The following is a 20,792-nucleotide window of genomic DNA, read 5'->3' as shown; positions in this document are numbered from 1 at the left end:
GCCATTTCAGCTTTGCTTTCTTGAACTGTTTTCTTCGAGTGATTAATTCTTCTGTAACAGCCTGAATGGTTTGGCTATGTAGATTGCATTCTTTCGATGCGCCTTTGGTGTATTTGGCAACATCATAGGCTGATAGAAATTCACCTTTTCTTTTTAGATGTTTAAACCCTAAATCATTGACATAATTCCAGACAAAGTTCACCTCAGATGCTAATTGGTCTAGCACCTTGCAATGTTTGTCTTTTATGCGTAATTTAAGTGTTTTCATGTGGTTATATTAACAATTTTTTCTCTATACCCTATGTTGGGCAATTCTTAAAACGACATTTTATGTCGTGTCGCTTATATCTCTGCTCTGAAGGACAGAGTTTGACGCTTCATTTGATAAATTTCAAACTAAAACCCTCCCCCTGAGACAAAACTCCTGCTATAACTAGGCAGAACGTTTCGGGGGAAGAGTTGAGTGATGAATGCGGCACAATTGCAAAAAACCTTAAGAGCAAGCCAATATGCTGAACAGGTATTGGCCAATCACCAGAGCCTCCTGGAACAGGATTATGCAATTGACCAGTTTCAGGCTGCACTCAGTCGGGAATATATTGATCAGCTGGTGCAGCACTGTATCCTGAATATTATAGATGAAGCCGCCTGGATGCGCGCCATGCGTATTCTGCGGGCCCGCCTGATGTTTCGCTGGATCTGGCAGGATGCCAATCAACTGACCGATGTCATCACCCTCACCCGAGAACTCTCCGATTTTGCCGATGCCTGTATTTGTGCAGCCAAAGATTTTGCCCGTATGCCGATTGCTGCCAAGTATGGCCAGCCGATTGCTTATAACGGTAAAGTTCAGGATCTTATTGTCATCGCTATGGGCAAACTCGGCGCGCAAGAACTTAATCTTTCCAGTGATATTGACCTGATTTTTGCCTTCGATGAACAGGGTGAAACCGATGGACGCAAATGTATCGATGTGCAGCAGTTTTGCATCCTATGGGGACAAAAACTGATTCACCTGCTGGATCAGATCACGGCGGATGGTTTTGTGTTTCGGGTCGATATGCGTCTGCGTCCTTGGGGTGATGGTTCAGCCCTGGCCATTAGTCATGTGGCCTTAGAGAAATACTTAAGTCAGCATGGCCGGGAATGGGAGCGCTACGCTTGGATCAAGGCGCGTGTTGTCAATCCAAGTCCGGAAGGTGATGCTCTGCTTGACATGACCCGTCCTTTTGTCTTTCGTAAATACGTGGATTACAGTGCTTTTGAAGCCATGCGCGAAATGAAAACCATGATCGAGCGTGAAGTCCAGCGGCGTAATATTGAAGATGATATCAAGCTCGGTGCTGGCGGTATTCGCGAAGTTGAATTTATCGTGCAGGTCTTTCAGCTGATTTATGGTGGAGCCAAACTTGAATTGCAGGATCGCCAATGTCTGGTCAATCTGAACCATCTCGATGATGCTGAACTCTTGGATGAACAGGCAGTCCAAGATCTGGAAGATGCCTATTTGTTCCTGCGCCGGGTGGAACATGCGATTCAGGCCTTAAACGATCAACAAACCCAATCTTTACCGACTGAGCCTGATTTACGTCAGCGAATGGTGGAAACCTTAGGTTTTGCAGACTGGTCAGATTTTATGACTGTCCTGAACCAGAAGCGAGCCAAAGTCATTTATCAGTTTGAGCATCTGATTAAGGAAAATGAACCGGAAACCCAGGTCGAAAGTTTTGTCCAGCTGGAAAAGAAGCTCAACGATGTTCTGGATGATGCCGCCAAGAATCTGGTTCATGAATTCTGGCATGGTCATGCATTGAAAAAGTTGCCGGCCAAGGCGATTCAACGTTTAAAAACCTTTTGGCCTTATCTGATTGAAGCGATTCTGGAGTCTGCCAAGCCGCAAATGGCGTTGTTGCGTCTCATGCCCTTGGTTGAGTCGGTGATGCGCCGTACTGTCTATCTGGTCATGCTGATTGAAAGTAAAGGCGCACTGCAACGACTGGTGAAAATGGCCACGGTGAGTCCCTGGATTTGTGAAGAACTCTCACAATATCCGGTATTGCTGGATGAGTTTCTGTCGATGGATTTTGAGTTACCGAAACGACAGGATCTGGAAGATTCTTTACGCCAGCAATTACTCCGTATTGAGATTGATCAGGTTGAAGATCAGATGCGGGTATTGCGCCTGTTTAAAAAATCCAATGTCTTGGCCGTCGCAGCCAGTGATGTTCTGGCTGAAAGTCCTTTGATGAAAGTTTCTGATGCCTTAACCGATATTGCCGAAGTATCCGTTAATGCAGCTCTGCATTTGGCCTATCAGATGGTGGCCAAAAGGCATGGTTTTCCACTGGATGCCGAAGGCAAGCGCTGTTCAATCGAGCATACTGCTTTTGCGGTCATTGGTTATGGCAAGGTCGGTGGCATTGAACTGGGTTATGGCTCGGACTTGGATTTAGTATTTATTCATTTTATGGGAGAACAGGCCGATACAGATGGACTCAAGCCGATTAGTGGTTTTGAGTTTGCCATGCGTGTAGCACAAAAATTCATGTCATTGATGACCACGCAAACCCTGGATGGGCGGGTCTATGAAGTGGATACCCGTTTACGTCCCTCTGGTGAAGCAGGACTCTTGGTCACCAGTCTGAAAGCCTTTGAGCAATATCAGCTTAAGAGTGCCTGGTTATGGGAGCATCAAGCCTTGGTGCGCGCGCGTCCAATTGCAGGTGAGTTAAGCCTAAGACAAAAATTTGAAATCTTACGCCGTAATATTTTGATTCAGCCTCGTGATGAAAATTATGTGCGGGCAGAAGTGCTGAAAATGCGTCAGAAAATGAAGGATCATCTGGGCTCCTCCAAAGCGCAGAAAAAAGATGGAATTTTTCATTTAAAACAAGATACAGGTGGTATCGTAGACATCGAATTTATGGCACAGTATGCGGTGTTGGCCTGGAGTGGGACGAATAAAGATCTCGCCCATTTCTCCGACAATGTAAGAATTCTTGAGGATACCGCAAAATCAGGTTGCTTATCCAGCGACGATGCGACTGCTCTGATTCAAGCTTATCTCAGTGAACGCGCCGAGAGCCACCGCTTAGCCCTTGCAAATCAATCCATGCAAGTGTCTGCAAGCGACTGGCACGATACCCGAATGACCGTTTGCAAGTTATGGCAAAGACTAATTGATCCAAGTGCAAGCTTTGCGCTGGATAGTGAATAATTGTGAAAAATTGGAGTTTGTGGCATGAATTTGGCTGATCGTGATGGTTTTATTTGGCAAGATGGACAACTGGTTGACTGGCGTGAGGCGAAAACTCACGTATTAACCCATACTTTGCATTACAGCATGGGTGTGTTTGAAGGCGTCCGAGCTTATGAAACTCCGAATGGAACGGCTATTTTCCGTCTAAAAGAACATACCAAGCGTTTGTTGAATTCTGCAAAAATTTATCAAATGAAAGTTCCATTTGATCATGCAACATTAGAACAAGCGCAAATTGATGTGGTGCGTGAAAATAAACTGGCATCTTGCTATTTACGTCCAATCCTTTTTATTGGTTCTGAAAAACTGGGTATTGCTGCAACTGATAACACGATTCATGCTGTGGTTGCGGCATGGAGCTGGGGTGCTTACTTGGGTGAAGAAGCCATGGCGAAGGGTATTCGCGTGAAAACTTCATCATTTACTCACCATCATCCAAACGTGACCATGTGTAAAGCCAAAGCGTCTGGTAACTACACGCTGTCGATTCTGGCGCATCAGGAAGTCGCGCATTCGGGTTATGACGAAGCCATGTTACTTGATCCACAAGGCTATGTATGCCAGGGGTCAGGCGAAAACGTATTCCTGGTGACTGACGGTGTAATTCATACCCCTGATATTGCCGGTGGTGCGCTGGATGGTATTACCCGTCAAACCATTATTACCATTGCCAAAGATCTGGGTTATGACGTGGTTGAACGCCGTATTACCCGTGATGAATTCTATATTGCCGATGAAGCGTTCTTTACTGGTACTGCTGCGGAAGTGACACCAATCCGTGAATATGATGACCGTCAAATTGGTGAAGGTGTGCGTGGTCCAATCACGACGCAAATCCAGAAAGCTTATTTTGATGCAGTTCAGGGTAAAGATCCTAAATATGCACATTGGTTAACTTACGTGAAATAAGTAATAATTTACTGATTGAAAAAACCTCTCATTTGAGAGGTTTTTTTTAAGGGATATACTTATTCTGCCGAACTTATGTCATCATATTCGATATCCAGAAGATTTTAAGATGAGCTTAGGCATACGCAATGAGTAACATCGTTATTTGTATGAAATGGGGAACCAAATACGGTTCTGAATACGTCAATCGTTTATACAACATGGTTAAACGACATACGACAGTCGATTTCAAAATGGTCTGTCTGACGGATTGTACTGAAGGAATTAATCCTGAAGTACAATGTTTCCCAATTCCACCTTTGGCATTGCCTGAAGGTGCGCCTGAACGTGGCTGGAATAAGCTATCTACTTTTGAACCGGATTTATATGGTTTAGAAGGCAATGCGCTATTTCTCGATCTTGATGTGGTGATTGTCGATAACATCGATGAGTTCTTTAGCTATCCGGGTGATTTTCTGATTATCCATGACTGGAAACGTCCTTGGCGGATTACCGGCAACAGTTCGGTGTATCGTTTTAAACTGGGTGCATTTCCGGAACTTTTACCGTATTTCCGTGAAAATTTTGATGAAATCCGTCAGAAATTCCGTAATGAGCAGGCTTATTTGTCTTGGTATGTAGATAAAGAGGGCAAGCAGACTTATTGGCCAGAAAGCTGGTGTAAGAGTTATAAATATCATTGCCTGCAAAAAATTCCGATGGCTTATTTCAAGCCCCCAGTGAAGCCTGAAGGCGCCAAAATTATTGTGTTTCATGGTGAAATTAATCCACCTGATGCAGTGAATGGTGGTGGTGGAAAGTGGTACCGTTATGTGCTGCCATCGCAGTGGATTAAGGATGCTTGGCAGTAAGCTGGAATTTAAAATATGAAATTAGGTGTCTATTTAATTAATTTAGATTCAAGTACAGATCGTTTAGCCCAAGCTTCTGCTGAGTTAAAAAAACATAATATTAAATTTGAAAGAATTTCAGCTGTAGATGGTCGTAAGTTAGATGTTCAAACTTATGAGTCTTATAATAGCCAACAAGCCAATACGCTTATGGGGCGTGATTTATTAGGTGCTGAAATAGGATGTTACTTAAGTCACAAGCGATGTGTAGCCGAATTTTTAGCATCAGATTTTGACTTTATTATTGTTGTTGAAGATGACCTTGAGGTGATTTCTGATTTGGTCGCTACAGTTGAAAAAACTGTACAGTGGTTAGAGGAAAACCAAAAAGGTTGGTACTTAATCAATATTGGTAGTACTAAACGTAAATTGAGTAAAAAGTTGCGTCAGATTGATCAGCATCATCTTTTAAAAGCATATTATTTCCCTGTACTCACCTTAGGTCTAGTTTGGTCGCGTGAAGGTGCAGAAGCTTTTCAAAATGATCTAGCTCAGATTAATGCACCCATTGATGTCGCTCTTCAAAGTTGGTTAACACATTCAAGTCGAGGATTCTCTATTTATCCGCCATTGGTTCAACCGAATGGTGCTGAAAGCGATATTGATGCTGTAAAAGTTAATCCAACAGCCGCACGTCAGCGTGTGGGTAAACGTTGGCCACGTCAAAAAAGAATGTGGGGCAATAAGTTGAAAGCTCTAAAAAATAAAATCTGCTCGGCTTAAAGATTGAGTAAATAATGAAAGTTTTATTAATTAATTTAGATCAGTCTAAAGATCGTTTGGCGCAACAACAAGCTCAATTTAAAGACCTTGAATTGGAGTTTGAACGTTTATCAGCTGTATCAATTCATGATTTTTCAGAAGATGACTACAAACGTATGGCATTTGGTGGTCAGCGTCCAATGAAGCAATCAGAACTCGCATGTTTCTTAAGTCATAAAAAAGCATGGGATTATATTGTTGAACACAATGAACCCTGTGTTGTTTTAGAAGATGATGCGATTTTAGTTAAAGACTTTAAAAAAATATTAAATGATTTAAAAAAATTCACTGATATTGACTATATAAATTTTGAGGTACATGGCAGAAAGAAAACTGTTGCCAAGCAATCGACATGTTCTATAGCAGACAATGATTACAATCTTTTTGAAATTTACATTGATCGAAGTGGCACGGGCGGATATGCGCTATATCCAACTGGCGCTAAAATTTTATTAGACTTTATGAATAAACGAGCGATTGGTTTGTCTGATGAATTTATTCATAGTTGTTATGAGTTAAAAGCATATCAAATTGAGCCTGCTGCATTATTACAAAGTGATAAGTGCCCTGAATATTCCGTTCCATGTAAATATATACATGAATCTGTAATTGCACAGGTAAAGAATAAATTAAATTTTGATTTAACTGCGAGTGAAAAATCGGAGTTTAAAATGAGAAGAATAAAGACCCAAATTAATTTAGGTCTTCGTCAATTGAAATATTTAGGTATTAGTGTAAAAAGAGAGATTGTGGTAGATTCGTCACGGTTTTAATTAACCAAGCTTCCCCATTTTTATTTTTTAAATAAAGTTCTCCTAGAATTTTTTTAAGTATTGTTTTCGTTGGTTATAGGGTTATTAGGGAAAATAGTATTTTATATCTTATTGTATGTGGTTATTAAGAATGTTGACTCTCCAGGTTTTGGGATTTTCAAAATTAATATTATTAATAACTCTGTTAAATATATTTTTAAAGTAAATTTAAGTGGCTAAGGTTTTTTGTTATGTCTGTTAATTTTGTGAAAATCATTGAAGTAGCTCCTTGTATATTGCCCACCAACAGCATATTGAAAAGACAATCTCCAAGAAGTGATAGTTGTAAATCAAGTGATTATAATGAAAAATTTGATTTTTATACTTTAGCTTTTGATGTTTTTATGTCGGATGATAAGCTTGTTTTTTCAGGTCCTCCTTCATATGGATTAGAAAATTTATACAATAAAAAAAATTTCATTTTAGATGGGAGATGTACACAATCTGACCTACATATTACTATGCTTGATCGTACACAAAGAAATTGGTTTTATAGTGATAGTAAAATTAAATTATTTCAATGGGGGGGGACTGGGCTAGAGTTTGATATTGTAGTTAATGAAAATTTTCATCATGTTTTTAAAAATAAAAAAGTTCTGTTTACATTATCTAAGAATAATAAATTAGAATGGATTTCTGATTGGATAAAATTTTATAAAAAAATTCATTTAATTGATGCAGTGTTATTTTATGACAATAACTCTGATTATTATAGTGTGGAAGAATTAAAAGAGTACTTGATTAAAGAAAAACTGGAAGTAGATATTATTATCGTTCCTTGGAATTTTAAATATGGCCCACAAGGTGGTACATCAGCAGAGGTTAAAAATGCACCATGGGATTCTGATTTTTGTCAATATGGTATGATGGAACATGCTAAGGAACGTTTTTTAAAATATGCTTCAGGTGTAATTAACGTAGATGTAGATGAGCTAATTCTCAATGAGAATAAAAAATCCGTTTTTGAGGAATTAGAAAAAGTACCAGGAGTACAAATTTCGGGAAGATGGATAGAATCTATCCCTTTATATAAAACAGATTTAAGAAGATTTAATAATTTTTTTTACTATGACAAGAGTCAATGGGAAAGTGACTATAAATGGTGTATAAATCCTCAAAAAATTGAAAATGATGTACAGTGGAAAGTGCACACTGTGAAATCAAAAAAACTTCAATTAAGTAAAAATTTTTATTATGCACATTATAAAGGTATTAATTATAACTGGAAATTAAATCGGGCTGATTTTATTGAATTTGATCCCAAAAAACATAGGCTGGATGAATGTTTGTATGATGTTATCAAAAGGGTCTTTGAAGTAAAAGATCTTCCACAGTTAAATCTGGATTTGAGTTTCTGGGAAAAATTAATCAAATTAAATAAGGTAATGAAATGAAGTTTGATAAAGAAAGTGATGTAACTATTGTTTTAACAAGTTGTAAGCGCTTTAAATTACTAAAAAAAACTTTAGAATCAATCGATAGATTTAATACTTATCCAGTTAGAGAGGTAATTATAACTGAAGATTCTGGTGATGAAAGAGTCTGGGAGGCAATACCTCAACACTGGAAAGATTTTACTAGGGTGATTATTAATGAACCTAAATTAGGACAAATAAAGTCTATTGATTTAGCTTATAGTTTTGTAAATACACCTTATATTTTCCATTGTGAAGATGATTGGAGTTTTTATCGTATTAATTTTATCGAAGAGTCTAAAAGAGTGTTGGAAAATAACTCTAAAATCTTACAAGTTTGGTTAAGAAACTTTCAGAATGATGTACATAAACGTTACCCATTTCATTATTTAGGAGATAAATATTCCCTTGATGATTTTTCTTACTTTATATTGGGAAGCAATGATGATACATGGAAAGGTTTTAGTTTTAATCCTGGGCTTAGAAGAAAGAAAGACTATATGATAATACAACCTTATTATCGGAATATTGATTCTTCGATTACAGAGGCAAATATTTCAAAACAGTATCATCAAATGGGAATGTCTGCTGCTATCTTAGAAAACAGTGCAGTTGAACATATGGGTTGGGGGCACCATATTAAAACATCTGAAGATTTTAAATTATTAAAAATTAAGAATAAAATAAAAATAAGGTATAGCTTATATGGTTTTTTATTGGGAATTATATCATTTGGAATATTCGAATATTTTTTGAATTGGATTAACTGATAATTCAAATCAATCTCATAATAAATTTTAAATAAGAATATTATATAGATCTGCTTTTTAAATTTTAATAATTTTTCATAAAGGTTTAAAAAGCAGATTGTTAAACTAGGTAAGTTGTATATAAATGTTAGACCTTTTTGGTTGGTCAAAATTTAAATAGCCGCAAGCTATATTTTATAAGGTTTTAGCTGATTCAAAAATTAGGTAAAAGCATACTTTCGCAAGAGGTCTATTTTTTATTTTTTTACCTTCCTAAACCTTTTATACCCCCACAAATACTGTTCTGGAGCGACATTAATCATTCGCTCCATTTCTTTATTTAAAGTATCTACAGAAAGCTGTAAATCCTTAGATAAAATATCATTTGATAATTCAGTCACGTAAATATCATAACCCGATAAATCATCACGTCTTAAACAACTGAGTCCAACCACAGAGCATTGTGTTTTAGCCGCAAGTTTGGAAAGAAGCGTGGAAGATAGCGCATTTTGACCATAAAAATAAGAATAGATTCCACCAGATTCTTTCGGGACATGATCCGGTAAAATCGCAGAAAAACCACCCTGTTTGAGATGCTTAAATAAAGCGCGTACACCAGAGTCATCAGTCGGAACCAGTGTTGCATTCAGACGTTGCCGAGCTTCCAGCATAAAGCGATCGACATCTTCATTTTTGCTGGGCTTATACATAATCACAGGAGAGGTATGTTGATTGACCCAGACATTCAACAGCTCCCAAGTACCAAAATGGGGAACCACCGCCAAGCAGCCATGCGGGTTTTTTAAAGCCTGAATAAATAAATCTGCACCATGCACATCTCGAATTAAAGACAATGCATAATCTGGTGATGAACCCCAAATCTTGACCGATTCCGCATAGGTCATACACTGACTTTTCAGGCTGCGTTTGCTTAAATCAGCGCGTTCAGATTCCGAAAGTTCAGGATAGGCAGAGGCCAGATTAATCTCAGTTACTCGGCGTGCAGAAGAATGGCTGAGATACAAAAGAGATCCAGCCAGTTGCGCAAGATTTTGAATCAATCTTAATGGAAATTTGGAGAAATTTTTGAGTAAGGTGTACATGCTATCCAGAGCGTCAGATTATAGGTCTTTATCTGGATTGCCCTTCAGCACCATATAAATCAAACCGACGAAAATCAGTAAGGCACCTAAAATACTGCTCAGGCAAAAATACACAATACGTTCATTGGTATCGAGGTTGAACAGGTTGTTGGCAAGGATATAACGCATGAACAGCCATTGAACCACTGAAAATACAATAAGCATAATGCTGCGATTACGAACTGCAGGACGCATAGCCATTGCGAATTACCTTAGATTAAAAACTATCGCTATTATGCCACTGTTCCAGAGTCGACTCAATCACACAAAAAAAGCCCCGCGCAAGGCAGGGCTTTTCACTTAAATCGTCAAGAATTATTCTTGAGATTCAGCTTTTGGTTTTTCACGTAAGCGAATACCAAGGTCACGCAGTTGGTTTGATTCAACTGGTGCCGGTGCTTGCGTCAATGGACATTCCGCAGTTTTGGTTTTCGGGAATGCGATCACGTCACGGATTGAAGATGCACCAGTCATCAACATTACCAGACGGTCAAGACCGAATGCCAAGCCACCATGTGGAGGCGCGCCATAACGTAAAGCATTGAGCAAGAAGCTGAACTTCTCTTCCGCTTCTTCTTCATCAATGCCTAAAGCTTCAAAAATCGCTTTTTGCATTTCAAGGTTATGAATACGCAGCGAACCACCACCCACTTCAGTACCGTTCAATACCATATCGTAAGCAACAGAAAGTGCAGCACCCGGGTTGTTTTTCACCTCTTCAACGCTTGATTTCGGTAGCGTGAATGGGTGATGCACAGAGGTCCATTTGCCATCGTCAGTTTCTTCGAACATCGGGAAGTCAACGACCCAAAGCGGTGCCCACTCACATGTTGCCAATTTCATGTCATGGCCGACTTTAATACGTAAAGCACCCATCGCATCGTTTACGATTTTGGCTTTGTCCGCACCAAAGAATACGATGTCGCCATTTTCAGCACCCACACGTTGCAACAGATCCAGCACGATTGGCTCGATGAATTTCACGATTGGAGACTGAAGACCTTCGATACCTTTTTCAAGTTCGTTGACTTTGATATAAGCCAAACCTTTTGCACCGTAGATACCGACAAATTTGGTGTATTCATCAATCTGGCTACGTGGCAATGAACCTGCGCCCGGTACGCGAAGCGCAACGATACGGCCTTTAGGGTCTTTAGCAGGACCTGCGAATACTTTGAATTCAACGTCTTGCATCATGTCTGCAACGTCAACCAGTTTCAAAGGAATACGCATATCCGGTTTATCAGATGCATAGTCACGCATTGCATCGGCATAAGTCATACGTGGGAATTTGTCGAATTCAACATTTAAAAGTTCTTTGAACATTTTAACTGTCAAGGTTTCCATCAAATCCATAATGTCATCGTCACTCATGAACGATGTTTCAACGTCAATCTGGGTAAATTCTGGCTGACGATCTGCACGCAGGTCTTCGTCACGGAAACATTTTGCGATTTGGTAGTAACGATCGATACCGCCGACCATCAACAACTGTTTGAATAGCTGTGGAGATTGTGGCAGTGCGTAGAAGCTACCGTTTGATACACGGCTTGGTACCAAATAGTCACGCGCGCCTTCTGGGGTTGCACGGGTCAAGATCGGCGTTTCAACATCCAGGAAACCATTGTCTTCGAAGTAGTTACGAATCAGGTTGGTCAATTTAGAACGGAAACGTAGGCGATCTAACATCTCTGGACGACGGATGTCCAAGAAACGGTATTTCAAACGAATTTCTTCAGAAATATTGGTGTTTTCGTCATTCAAAGGGAATGGCGGAGTGTCTGACTGAGCAAGAACTTCAATTTCTTTACCCAAGACTTCGATCTGACCGCTCACCATATTGGCATTTTCTGTGCCTTCATAACGGCGACGTACACGGCCTGTAATTTTTAATACGAATTCTGAACGTACTTTGTCCGCAGTTGCGAATGCTTCAGGGGTATCCGGGTCAATAACCACTTGAACAAGACCGTCACGGTCACGCATATCAAGGAAAATCACACCACCGTGGTCACGGCGACGGTGAACCCAACCGCATAATGTTACAGTCTGGTCAATTTGAGTTTCGGTTAAAGAACCGCAGTAATGAGTTCGCATCATAGCGTTAGAAATCCAACTATATGGGTTAAGGTCAGCGAATACGTAAACAGCGTACCGCTTTGAGTAAAGGTAGGATTATGCCTCTTTGGGCATGTTGTCACAAGAACTTGGGTCAAAAACAATATCATTTTAAAGTGAATGAGATAAAAGCCAGCACTTTGCTTAGCCCATCCGGCGGTCGCGATCCAAAAATAAAAACAGCAAACAGCCCAGACTAAAGGTGATCAGAAAACCCTGACTGAATTGATTGATGGAACGGCCGGTAAAATAGTACAGATCGGATTGCCAGACTTCTGTAGAGATATAACGTGCATAATCCCAGACTGAAAATAGACCAGTGAATATCGAAAACAGCAATAATCCGCAGGCATAAGCTTTGATTTTCAGGTTCACTGCCAGATATTGCTGATGCTTTTTATAGTAATGCACGCTCATCCACAGTATAAACGGTAAGGCCAGAAAGGAAGTGCCGATTTGTAAAATTCGATGCAGCGGATAACTGTGTCCAAAAAGCTGAAATGGTCGTGCTAGAAAATCATGAAAAGCAAAGGTGCGAAAGTCCACATGGGTCAAACCATCCCAGATTAAATGCGTGGCAGTACCGATGATCACCGCCAGACAAACTGCCAGAAAAAACTTGAATGCTGAAATGAGAGTGTGAATATTTAGATCATGCTGAATTCCGACAAAGCGGTAAATGGCTGGCCGATATAGAGCATACCAGATTGTACAAAAGCCCAATCCGATCCACAGATCCGGATGAATCAGCGAGGACCATAAATGCGTAACATTCGAATTGCTGGAACTAAACAGACGATGTAAATCGGGCACCATACAGCCAATCGCCAATGCAGCAATCGGAAGCCGGTTTCCGCTTAAACGTGAAAGAGGTGGCGCAAGTACAGCATGAGACAGGGTAAAGGGCATAAAAGTTTTTTTAAAGATGAAAATAACCAGAAAACACATTCTAATAAAATATGCGAAGCATTATCGTAAAGGATTGCAAAAATAATGAAATGTTATATTATAACACTCATCCAAAATGGTGAATTTGAGCTTCAGTCATGTCCTTCCCTAAGAATCTAATAACACTTTCAATTTTTGCTGTAGCTGCCCCTACAGTTTTTGCAGAACAGACCTCATCTTCCATTCCCGTGCAGACCATGGACACCATTCAGGTGCAAGCTCATCCACTGGTGCAGACTGCAGCGGACTTTGCGGTAGCGGATCATGTTGTAGATCAGAAAGCCTTGTCTGAACGTGCAACCACCATTGGAGATGCATTGGCAGATGAACTGGGCGTATATTCTAACCAGTTTGGTACGGGGGCCAGCCGTCCGGTGATTCGTGGGCAAGATGGGCCACGTGTCAAAGTCTTGCAGCATGCTTCAGAGACAGCCGATGTTTCCACGTTATCTCCAGATCACGCCGTCACCGTCGATCCGATTTTGGCGAAACAGGTCGAAGTGATTCGTGGGCCATCGACGTTGCTCTATGCAGCAGGAACAGTGGGTGGTCTGGTCAATGTCACCGATCAGAAAATTCCAACGCAAATGCCTGAAGATGGTCTGGAAGGTACAGTCGGTCTGCGCTATAACACGGGCAGTGATGAGAAACTGGCGAGTGCAGGAATTACGGCTGGAATTGGTGAAAATTTTGCTTTGCGTGTAGAAGGCTCAAAACGTAAGACCAATGATTATATTGCACCAGATTATGTCGTTGAAGAGTCTCATGGAGATCACTCACATTTTCATAAACAGCGCCGTGTAGACAATACCTTTGCCGAAGGGCAAACGGTGAATATTGGCGGTTCATGGATCCATGACCGTGGTTTTGTTGGTTTGTCTTATAGCAACCGTCAGGATCAGTATGGTCTGCCAGGACACAGCCATGAATATCATGGCTGTGAAATTCATGGCGATCATTTTCACTGTCCAAAACCGGGCGAAGATGAGCATGATCATGAAGAAACAGCAGGGCCGTGGGTAGATTTAAACTCTGAGCGTTATGATGTTCGTACCGAGCTAGAACAACCTTTTGCCGGTTTTGACAAGTTGCGTGCGCATGCCAGCTTTACCGATTATGAACATGATGAACTGGAAGAAAATGCAGTCATCAGCAACTTTAAAAGTAAGGGTTATGATGCACGTTTAGAGCTGGTGCATGTTCCTGTTGTAGGTTGGGAAGGTGTCATTGGCACCCAGCTTTCACAGCAGAAAATTAATTTATCGGCTCCAGAATCGCATAGTCATGCAGAACACGATCATGAAGGACATGAGCACGATCATAGTGAGCATGCGGATCATAATCATGATGTGTTAATGGCAGATACCAAAACCCAAAAATACAGCCTTTTTGCTTTAGAACATAAGCAGTTCGGCGATGTTCATGTTGAACTTGGAGCACGTGTCGATCATCAAAAAGTAAAAGTAGATTCGGAGCAGAAAGATTATTCAGGTACGGGTGTTTCTGCATCTGCGGCTGCGAATTGGGAGTTTGCACCGAATTACAAACTGTCTGTAGTGGGATCACATCAACAGCGTTTGCCTCTAGCGCAAGAGCTGTATGCTGATGGTCTGCATTTTGCGACCAATACCTATGAATTGGGGAATCCTGATCTTGATAAAGAAAGGTCAAATAATCTTGAATTAGGTCTGCACTATGCAGGGGATAAACTGGATTACCATGTGCATGTCTATCACAACTGGTTTGATGATTATATTTATGGCGAAACGGTAGCGCAGAAAGGTAATTTGCGCGGCGTGCAATATACCCAAGACCAGGCCAGATTCTATGGCACTGAGGCTCAAGCCGGTTATCAGATCAATGATATGTACAAGCTGAGTGTCTTTGGCGATTACGTGCGTGGCAAAATTGAAGCTGAGAATGCACCACGTATTCCTGCAGGTCGCTTAGGCAGCAAAGTCGAAGCAGACTTTGCCGATGGCTGGTCAGGTTTGGCTGAGTATTATCATGTCTTTAATCAGGACAAAATCGCCAGCTATGAAGATGAAACCCAAGGCTACAATATGGTGAATGTTGGCTTAAGTTATGCCAATAGCCTTGCAGATAACAATGCTTATCGAGTTTATTTCAAGGCCAACAACCTGCTTGATGATCAAGTTTATTCACATACTTCCTTCCTGTCGAATATTCCGCAGGTGGGTCGTAACTTTAGCGTCGGTGTGCAGTATGATTTCTAAAGCAGTGATGAAATAACTGACCAAATCAAAGAGATGTCACTGAAATTGACTTGAAAAATCATCTGATAAAACCTAGCCTGAGCATATTGGGTTAGGTTTTTTCTTATGCGTATCTTTCAACGAATTCACAATAAACTGAACTGGTCAAATCGCCGTTATGCGGCATTGATTATCAGTCTACTGGCGGTCAGTTATCTGGCATCTGCTGTTTATCATACTTATAAGCCTTTACCAGAAGGTCTGAATTACACTGGCAAGCTGCGCCATGCCGAAGTCAAGTTTCTGGCCGACCAGACTTATCTGGATGCCGAAGGAAAACAGCACTTAGATCATCGTATTTTTAATGAAATGTTGAAGATGATTGAAGAGGCCAAATCACTGATTGTATTGGATCTATTTTTATTTAATCAGCAAACCGGTGCCTCGACACAGGAACATCAGGCATTGAGTCAACAGTTGAGCGATGCCTTAATCAGTAAACGTCTGCTGCAACCGCAAGTTGAAATCAAGTTCATTACCGATCCGATCAATTCGGTTTATGGCGGAATTCAGTCCGAGCAGTATCGTAAGTTACGTCAGCACGGTATCGATGTGATTGAAACCAATCTGATCCCTTTGCGGGCGTCCAATCCGAGCTGGTCGGGGTTCTGGTATTTATGTTGTCAGGGCATTGGTAATAATCCGGAAAAAGGCTGGTTACCGAATCCATTTGGCCCAGAAAAAATTACCCTGCGCAGTTATTTTGATTTATTTAACTTTAAAGCCAATCATCGTAAAACCTTGGTGGTGGATACTGATCAGGGCTGGAAAGCGCTGGTCACCTCCATGAATCCGCATGATGGGAGTTCGCGGCATTCCAATATCGGTTTATTGGTCTGGGGAACCACAGCCGTGGATATTCTGAGAACAGAACAATCGGTTGGTATCATGTCACAGGCCAATATGCCGGCCATTATCGCGGGCGATTTTCAGGCAGAAAATACCCAGCCACAAGTTCAGGTACTGACGGAAAAAGCCATTTATGATGCGACTTTAAATCTGATTCAGACGGCGAAAGAAAATGAACAGATTGATCTGGCCATGTTTTATCTGTCCGAGCGCAAGATTATTAAAAGTCTGATCGTGGCGCATGAACGCGGGGTTAAGGTTCGGGTTTTACTCGATCCCAATAAAGATGCTTTTGGCCGTGAGAAAAACGGGATTCCAAACCGACAGGTGGCTTCGGAACTGCACAAGGCAGGCATTGATGTACGCTGGTGCAATACCCAGGGTGAGCAATGTCATAGCAAAATATTGATGAAGCGTAATGCTCAGCAGGCTGAAATGATTTTAGGCTCGGCCAATTTCACCGCACGCAATCTGAAAAACTATAATCTGGAAACCAATATGCGCGTGCTGGGTCAGCCTCAGGCAGAAGTGTTTAAAGATGCCCAACAATATTTTGATGGTGCATGGTCAAATCTGAATGGCCGTGTGATGAGTGTGGACTATAGACAATATGAAGACAATTCATGGTCTAAATATTGGCTGTATCGCTTTATGGAATGGAGCGGCTGGTCGACGTTTTAGCATCTCTAATAATCTCCCTAAATCCCTCTTTTGAAAAGAGGGACTTTACCTCCCTTTTTTAAAGGGAGGGTAGGAGGGATTTTTTAAGGCCCCGGATTCGGTGGAACCAGTTCATCCAGTTCTTTATCGGACAATGCTTCAAGTTCAGCAAGATCCGTTTTAATTTTCCATTGCTCTTCATGGTCGACCGGATTGGGTAAACGTGCTTCTAGCCAGTCACAGACTACATCTGGCGGGAAGTCGGCATGATTACATTGAATCACCCAAGACAAGAAATCTTTGGCGACACCATTCATATACGGTGGTGGCGATACTGGCAGGAACTGAGTCGGAAGACGTTCATTTTTAGAAATATAATTCAGGACATGACCTAGTTCCTGTACGGTCTGCCAAGCCAACGGATGATCTACATTGATCTGAAATTTAAACCACCATGCCTGTTTGCCATCTGAACCATAGCTATCAATCCGTTCTTTTTGAACACTCGGCACTTTAGAAAAATATTCATGTAAACGATCGAAATTTAAATCAGACACAGTATTCAACTCGAAACATTAAAAAAGTGATTTTAGCATAAAGCAGTCGCCTGCCGATGGGCCTGCTAGATTGAAAATACGCAGGCACATTACAAAAAATTGCAGGGTCAGTAAGCGTATTCATATTTTCTGCATTTATTTTGTTTAAAATATAAACGAGTGATTGAGAGGAAGCTCAAATGAAAATAGTGTTATTGAGTGCAATATTTGCTGCATTGCTATTGGGGGCTTCTGCACAGACGATGGCCGGAAACGCTTGGGGTGGATATACAGGGGTTGAACGTTCTAAACCGAATTACCGCGCTGCACCATCACGCTCTTATGATCCACCACGGCACTCTTATCCGCAGCGTCCGATGCCACCTAGACCACATTACCCGCAACGACCGACCCATTGGGGTTATCCGCCTGCTCAAAGTCAAAGTGGTCTCAATATCCAGTATCAGGCACCGACCACGATTTATCAAAATTCCAATAGCTATAGCTGGGTGAATGGCGATCCGAATGTGGCTCGAATTGAAAGTTCAAGATATAGCGTTATCAGTGACTGGCAGCGTCTGGGCTTACCTGCACCACCGCGTGGCAGTTACTGGATTTATGAAAATGGACGTTATGTGCTGGTGCCGAATCGTTAAGTTAAAAATCCCCCTTTATTCAAGGGGGATTTTTTATATCAAGCCAACTCATCATCTTCCGGACGAGGCGTTTTGCCTTGTGGCACTGGTTTCTCGCTGTGTTTGTCACGAATCACCGATGGATAGGTCCATGACGCATAGCGCACCACTAAAATGGCAAATGCCATAATCAGGATCGAACCGGTAATAATCACCAGATCCATACTGGCTTTATGCGTGTGCTGAATGTCCGCAATGAGCAAGCGGGTCAGTGCGGTAATGGCAATATAAATCAGGAAGCGTACCGGCATATGATTGGTTTTAAAATAGATCCCCACCATGGCACCGAGTTCGAGATAGATGAACAGTAAAAGAATATCGTCAATGGTGGCGAACTGTTTAACAGTCAGAATATCGATGACGGTATGACCGGCGGACCAGATCACCATACAGCCAATAATAAACAGCGCAATATAATGAAAACTTTCTACAGCAAGATTACCAAAACGGTCGAGGAGGGCTTCAAGTTTTTCAACTTTGGGATGGGGTTTCGGCATAAGATCCTCCTGATTTTTATATGATATAAACAATACTTAGAGAATAACCTGCAAAAATTATGCACAGAATGATTGGATGAAAAATAAAGATTAAATTATTTGAACTTTTGCGCTTTTTTTAGACTAAATTGCTATATTGTATGGGTGGTACATTGAATAAATAGGAGAAAAAAGTGTTAGATAAAATTCAAACAAAAATTGACCAATTAGAAGCCGGAAAAAAATTAATCCTCGGCGTAGGCATTAAGGCTGAAGATATGCAAAAGGTGGTGGAACTCTGCGAGTCTTTAGAGTCAGAGGGGAATATCAAAATTGTGAATAAACATCTGAATCCGAAAAGCAATAATCAACCGGATTCTTTAATGATTCAGAAAGTTTAAGTTTCGAATTGTAATAAAAACGCCTGCATCAAGCAGGCGTTTTTGTTTATGGCTGTTTCAGCTTAAGCTTGAGTCGTGAAATAATCTTCAGAGAAGTTCATGATGACGTCAGAACCTGATTTCACTTTAGTAATGCGTAATGCCAGTTCAGGCAGAATGCGTTGCACAAAATAACGTGCCAGAGCGAGTTTGTTCTGATAGAACTCACCTTCTTTATTTTTCGCTGCATTGGCAATGCGCGCGAACATATAAGAGAAGCTCAACAGACCTACAGCGTGCAGATAGTCCACTGCGGTCGCATTCGGGAAGTCATGGCTTTCTCTTGCTGCTTCCAGAATGTATTGAGTCACTGATTCAACTTCAGTCGCTGCATCCAGTGTGGCATCTTTAATGAAGTTCAGGTCTGCATCCAGACTATTGGCAAAGTCACGGATTTCAGAGATATATTCAGAGATATATTCACCGCCACATTTAATAGTTTTACGGCCGATCAAGTCTTGTGACTGTACGCCGTTGGTGCCTTCATAGATCTGGGAAATACGCAGGTCACGGATACATTGCTCCAAGCCCCATTCACGGATATAGCCATGACCACCGAAGACCATTTGTGCATCTAATGTCGCCTGGAATGCGGTATCCGTTAAATACGCTTTCGCGATTGGTGTTAATAGCGCAACACGGTCATTGGCTTTTTTCACCGCTTCTGGATCGGTAGAGAATTTGGTGATATCTAGCTGTTGACCTACATATACCGCGAATGCACGTGAAGCTTCATTATTGGCACGTACATTCAGGAGCATACGTCGTACATCACCATGCACCAGAATACTGTCTGCCGGTTTGCTTGGTGATTGAACACCAGCCGCACTGCGACCCTGTAAACGATCGGTCGCGTATTGTGCAGCATTTTGATAAGCAAATTCAGAAGCACCTAAGCCCTGAATTCCCATGGACAGGCGTTCGTAGTTCATCATCACGAACATCGCAGCCAGACCTTCGTTTTCTTTACCCACCAGATAACCTTTAGCGCCATCAAAATTCATGACACAGGTCGCAGAAGCTTTAATGCCCATTTTGTGTTCGATAGAACCTGGCCCTACAGGATTGCGTTCGCCAACAGAACCATCTTCATTGACCAGGAATTTCGGTACGATGAACAGGGAAATACCACGTGAACCCGCAGGTGCATCTGGTGTTTTGGCCAGAACTAAATGAATGATGTTTTCCGCCAGGTCGTGGTCACCACCAGTGATGAAAATCTTGGTGCCGGTGATGCTATAGCTACCATCCTCATTGCGTTCAGCTTTAGTCTTGATAATCCCCAGATCAGTACCGGCATGTGGTTCAGTTAAGCACATGGTGCCCGACCATTCACCCGAATAAATTTTAGGTAAATAGGTTTCTTTTTGCGCTTGTGAAGCATAGCTGTTTAAGGCCATACCTGCACCGACAGACAGCAGCGGATACAGCATGAAAGACGGGTTGGTGGCAAACAGCATTTCATCAGAAAGTACCGTTAGCATTTTCGGCATTTCCTGGCCGCCCCATTCGGTATCTGCGCCCAACCCGATCCAGCCGCCTTCGGCATATTGTTTAAAGGCTTCTTTAAAGCCAGCAGGGGTAGTCACATTGCCATTTTCATATTTTGCGCCTTCTTCATCACCGCTACGGTTGAGTGGCAGGGTCACGTTTTGCGCAAATTTCGCCATTTCTTCCAGAATAGCTTCTGCTGTTGCAGCATCGAGGTGCGCTAAATTTTCATTGGCTTGCCAGAATTGTTCTGCATTAAAGACATCGTTGAGGATGAATTTCATATCGGCAAGTGGCGCGTTATAAATTGGCATGGTGTGTCACCTGTTTATTGTTTGATTAAATAAGTTTTAATCAGTCTAAAA

Annotated in this window: 18 protein-coding genes and 1 pseudogene; 11 read left to right on the top strand and 8 right to left on the bottom strand. The window is 41.4% G+C overall.

Going from position 1 to position 20,792, the window contains the following annotated elements:
- Positions 1-268: pseudogene (locus FTT75_RS09655) on the bottom strand (RNA-guided endonuclease TnpB family protein); the annotation flags it as partial.
- Between the two features lie 198 nt (positions 269-466).
- On the opposite strand from FTT75_RS09655, the gene glnE reads away from it, so the two are divergent.
- The 7 genes from glnE to FTT75_RS09620 all read left to right on the top strand — a co-directional run bounded on the left by glnE (position 467) and on the right by FTT75_RS09620 (position 8,817).
- Positions 467-3,217, top strand: a complete 2,751-nt coding sequence (glnE, locus tag FTT75_RS09650; RefSeq protein ID WP_005095710.1) for a bifunctional [glutamate--ammonia ligase]-adenylyl-L-tyrosine phosphorylase/[glutamate--ammonia-ligase] adenylyltransferase — start codon at positions 467-469, stop codon at positions 3,215-3,217.
- A 24-nt stretch (positions 3,218-3,241) separates the two neighbouring features.
- Entirely contained in the window at positions 3,242-4,168 is a 927-nt protein-coding gene (locus tag FTT75_RS09645) for a branched-chain amino acid transaminase (RefSeq protein WP_074384043.1), read from the top strand.
- 128 nt (positions 4,169-4,296) lie between these two features.
- Entirely contained in the window at positions 4,297-5,019 is a 723-nt protein-coding gene (locus FTT75_RS09640) for a glycosyltransferase (RefSeq protein WP_180186327.1), read from the top strand.
- A gap of 15 nt (positions 5,020-5,034) precedes the next feature.
- On the top strand, positions 5,035-5,781 hold the full coding sequence (locus FTT75_RS09635) for a glycosyltransferase family 25 protein (RefSeq protein ID WP_180101158.1): 747 nt from the start codon (positions 5,035-5,037) through the stop codon (positions 5,779-5,781).
- 14 nt (positions 5,782-5,795) lie between these two features.
- Entirely contained in the window at positions 5,796-6,593 is a 798-nt protein-coding gene (locus tag FTT75_RS09630) for a glycosyltransferase family 25 protein (protein WP_180186326.1), read from the top strand.
- Between the two features lie 230 nt (positions 6,594-6,823).
- Positions 6,824-8,026: a hypothetical protein gene (locus FTT75_RS09625; RefSeq protein ID WP_180101160.1), complete on the top strand. Its 1,203-nt coding sequence runs from the start codon at positions 6,824-6,826 to the stop codon at positions 8,024-8,026.
- A complete protein-coding gene (locus FTT75_RS09620) occupies positions 8,023-8,817 on the top strand; it encodes a glycosyltransferase family 2 protein (RefSeq protein ID WP_180186325.1) in 795 nt (264 codons plus the stop codon). The genes FTT75_RS09625 and FTT75_RS09620 overlap by 4 nt, the downstream gene beginning before the upstream one ends.
- Before the next feature lie 236 nt (positions 8,818-9,053).
- Here the strand turns inward: FTT75_RS09620 and FTT75_RS09615 are convergent, their stop codons facing one another.
- From FTT75_RS09615 to FTT75_RS09600, 4 genes are all read right to left on the bottom strand, one after another.
- On the bottom strand, positions 9,054-9,899 hold the full coding sequence (locus tag FTT75_RS09615) for a lysophospholipid acyltransferase family protein (RefSeq protein ID WP_180186324.1): 846 nt from the start codon (positions 9,897-9,899) through the stop codon (positions 9,054-9,056).
- 18 nt (positions 9,900-9,917) lie between these two features.
- Positions 9,918-10,139, bottom strand: a complete 222-nt coding sequence (locus FTT75_RS09610) for a hypothetical protein (RefSeq protein WP_004733007.1) — start codon at positions 10,137-10,139, stop codon at positions 9,918-9,920.
- Positions 10,140-10,253: 114 nt separating this feature from the next.
- Entirely contained in the window at positions 10,254-12,038 is a 1,785-nt protein-coding gene (gene aspS / locus FTT75_RS09605; protein WP_180101163.1) for an aspartate--tRNA ligase, read from the bottom strand.
- A 162-nt stretch (positions 12,039-12,200) separates the two neighbouring features.
- The gene (locus tag FTT75_RS09600; protein WP_180186323.1) at positions 12,201-12,965 is read right to left on the bottom strand and encodes a DUF4184 family protein; all 765 of its coding nucleotides are present in this window, start codon (positions 12,963-12,965) and stop codon (positions 12,201-12,203) included.
- Positions 12,966-13,102: 137 nt separating this feature from the next.
- On the opposite strand from FTT75_RS09600, the gene znuD reads away from it, so the two are divergent.
- Positions 13,103-15,241 (top strand): zinc piracy TonB-dependent receptor ZnuD, encoded by a 2,139-nt coding sequence (gene znuD / locus FTT75_RS09595; protein ID WP_180186322.1) that lies wholly within the window; start codon positions 13,103-13,105, stop codon positions 15,239-15,241.
- Between the two features lie 105 nt (positions 15,242-15,346).
- Complete coding sequence (locus FTT75_RS09590) at positions 15,347-16,810, top strand: phospholipase D-like domain-containing protein (RefSeq protein ID WP_180186321.1); 1,464 nt, start codon at positions 15,347-15,349, stop codon at positions 16,808-16,810.
- Positions 16,811-16,893: 83 nt separating this feature from the next.
- Here FTT75_RS09590 and FTT75_RS09585 read toward each other — a convergent pair whose 3' ends face one another.
- A complete protein-coding gene (locus tag FTT75_RS09585; protein WP_005172612.1) occupies positions 16,894-17,346 on the bottom strand; it encodes a hypothetical protein in 453 nt (150 codons plus the stop codon).
- A gap of 179 nt (positions 17,347-17,525) precedes the next feature.
- Here FTT75_RS09585 and FTT75_RS09580 point away from each other — a divergent pair, with 179 nt between their 5' ends.
- Positions 17,526-17,981 (top strand): RcnB family protein, encoded by a 456-nt coding sequence (locus FTT75_RS09580; RefSeq protein ID WP_005095740.1) that lies wholly within the window; start codon positions 17,526-17,528, stop codon positions 17,979-17,981.
- 38 nt (positions 17,982-18,019) lie between these two features.
- On the opposite strand, the gene FTT75_RS09575 is transcribed toward FTT75_RS09580, so the two are convergent.
- A complete protein-coding gene (locus FTT75_RS09575) occupies positions 18,020-18,517 on the bottom strand; it encodes a phosphate-starvation-inducible protein PsiE (protein ID WP_005095743.1) in 498 nt (165 codons plus the stop codon).
- A 173-nt stretch (positions 18,518-18,690) separates the two neighbouring features.
- On the opposite strand from FTT75_RS09575, the gene FTT75_RS09570 reads away from it, so the two are divergent.
- Positions 18,691-18,897, top strand: a complete 207-nt coding sequence (locus tag FTT75_RS09570) for a hypothetical protein (RefSeq protein WP_005095746.1) — start codon at positions 18,691-18,693, stop codon at positions 18,895-18,897.
- A 62-nt stretch (positions 18,898-18,959) separates the two neighbouring features.
- On the opposite strand, the gene FTT75_RS09565 is transcribed toward FTT75_RS09570, so the two are convergent.
- A complete protein-coding gene (locus FTT75_RS09565) occupies positions 18,960-20,741 on the bottom strand; it encodes an acyl-CoA dehydrogenase C-terminal domain-containing protein (protein ID WP_180186320.1) in 1,782 nt (593 codons plus the stop codon).
- Positions 20,742-20,792: the final 51 nt, after the last annotated feature.

The sequence above is a fragment of the Acinetobacter sp. YH01008 genome (assembly GCF_013420435.1).
Classification (GTDB): Bacteria; Pseudomonadota; Gammaproteobacteria; order Pseudomonadales; family Moraxellaceae; genus Acinetobacter; species Acinetobacter pseudolwoffii.
The sequence above is the reverse complement of the archived record's forward strand: the minus strand, read 5'-3'. Positions and strand labels throughout refer to the sequence as shown.

What these genes read in the sequence shown, in the direction of transcription:
- glnE (WP_005095710.1), top strand. Translation starts at nt 467, where the DNA reads ATGAATGCGGCACAATTGCAAAAAACCTTAAGAGCAAGCCAATATGCT.
- FTT75_RS09645 (WP_074384043.1), top strand. Translation starts at nt 3,242, where the DNA reads ATGAATTTGGCTGATCGTGATGGTTTTATTTGGCAAGATGGACAACTG.
- FTT75_RS09640 (WP_180186327.1), top strand. Translation starts at nt 4,297, where the DNA reads ATGAGTAACATCGTTATTTGTATGAAATGGGGAACCAAATACGGTTCT.
- FTT75_RS09635 (WP_180101158.1), top strand. Translation starts at nt 5,035, where the DNA reads ATGAAATTAGGTGTCTATTTAATTAATTTAGATTCAAGTACAGATCGT.
- FTT75_RS09630 (WP_180186326.1), top strand. Translation starts at nt 5,796, where the DNA reads ATGAAAGTTTTATTAATTAATTTAGATCAGTCTAAAGATCGTTTGGCG.
- FTT75_RS09625 (WP_180101160.1), top strand. Translation starts at nt 6,824, where the DNA reads ATGTCTGTTAATTTTGTGAAAATCATTGAAGTAGCTCCTTGTATATTG.
- FTT75_RS09620 (WP_180186325.1), top strand. Translation starts at nt 8,023, where the DNA reads ATGAAGTTTGATAAAGAAAGTGATGTAACTATTGTTTTAACAAGTTGT.
- FTT75_RS09615 (WP_180186324.1), bottom strand. Translation starts at nt 9,899, where the DNA reads ATGTACACCTTACTCAAAAATTTCTCCAAATTTCCATTAAGATTGATT.
- FTT75_RS09610 (WP_004733007.1), bottom strand. Translation starts at nt 10,139, where the DNA reads ATGGCTATGCGTCCTGCAGTTCGTAATCGCAGCATTATGCTTATTGTA.
- aspS (WP_180101163.1), bottom strand. Translation starts at nt 12,038, where the DNA reads ATGATGCGAACTCATTACTGCGGTTCTTTAACCGAAACTCAAATTGAC.
- FTT75_RS09600 (WP_180186323.1), bottom strand. Translation starts at nt 12,965, where the DNA reads ATGCCCTTTACCCTGTCTCATGCTGTACTTGCGCCACCTCTTTCACGT.
- znuD (WP_180186322.1), top strand. Translation starts at nt 13,103, where the DNA reads ATGTCCTTCCCTAAGAATCTAATAACACTTTCAATTTTTGCTGTAGCT.
- FTT75_RS09590 (WP_180186321.1), top strand. Translation starts at nt 15,347, where the DNA reads ATGCGTATCTTTCAACGAATTCACAATAAACTGAACTGGTCAAATCGC.
- FTT75_RS09580 (WP_005095740.1), top strand. Translation starts at nt 17,526, where the DNA reads ATGAAAATAGTGTTATTGAGTGCAATATTTGCTGCATTGCTATTGGGG.
- FTT75_RS09575 (WP_005095743.1), bottom strand. Translation starts at nt 18,517, where the DNA reads ATGCCGAAACCCCATCCCAAAGTTGAAAAACTTGAAGCCCTCCTCGAC.
- FTT75_RS09565 (WP_180186320.1), bottom strand. Translation starts at nt 20,741, where the DNA reads ATGCCAATTTATAACGCGCCACTTGCCGATATGAAATTCATCCTCAAC.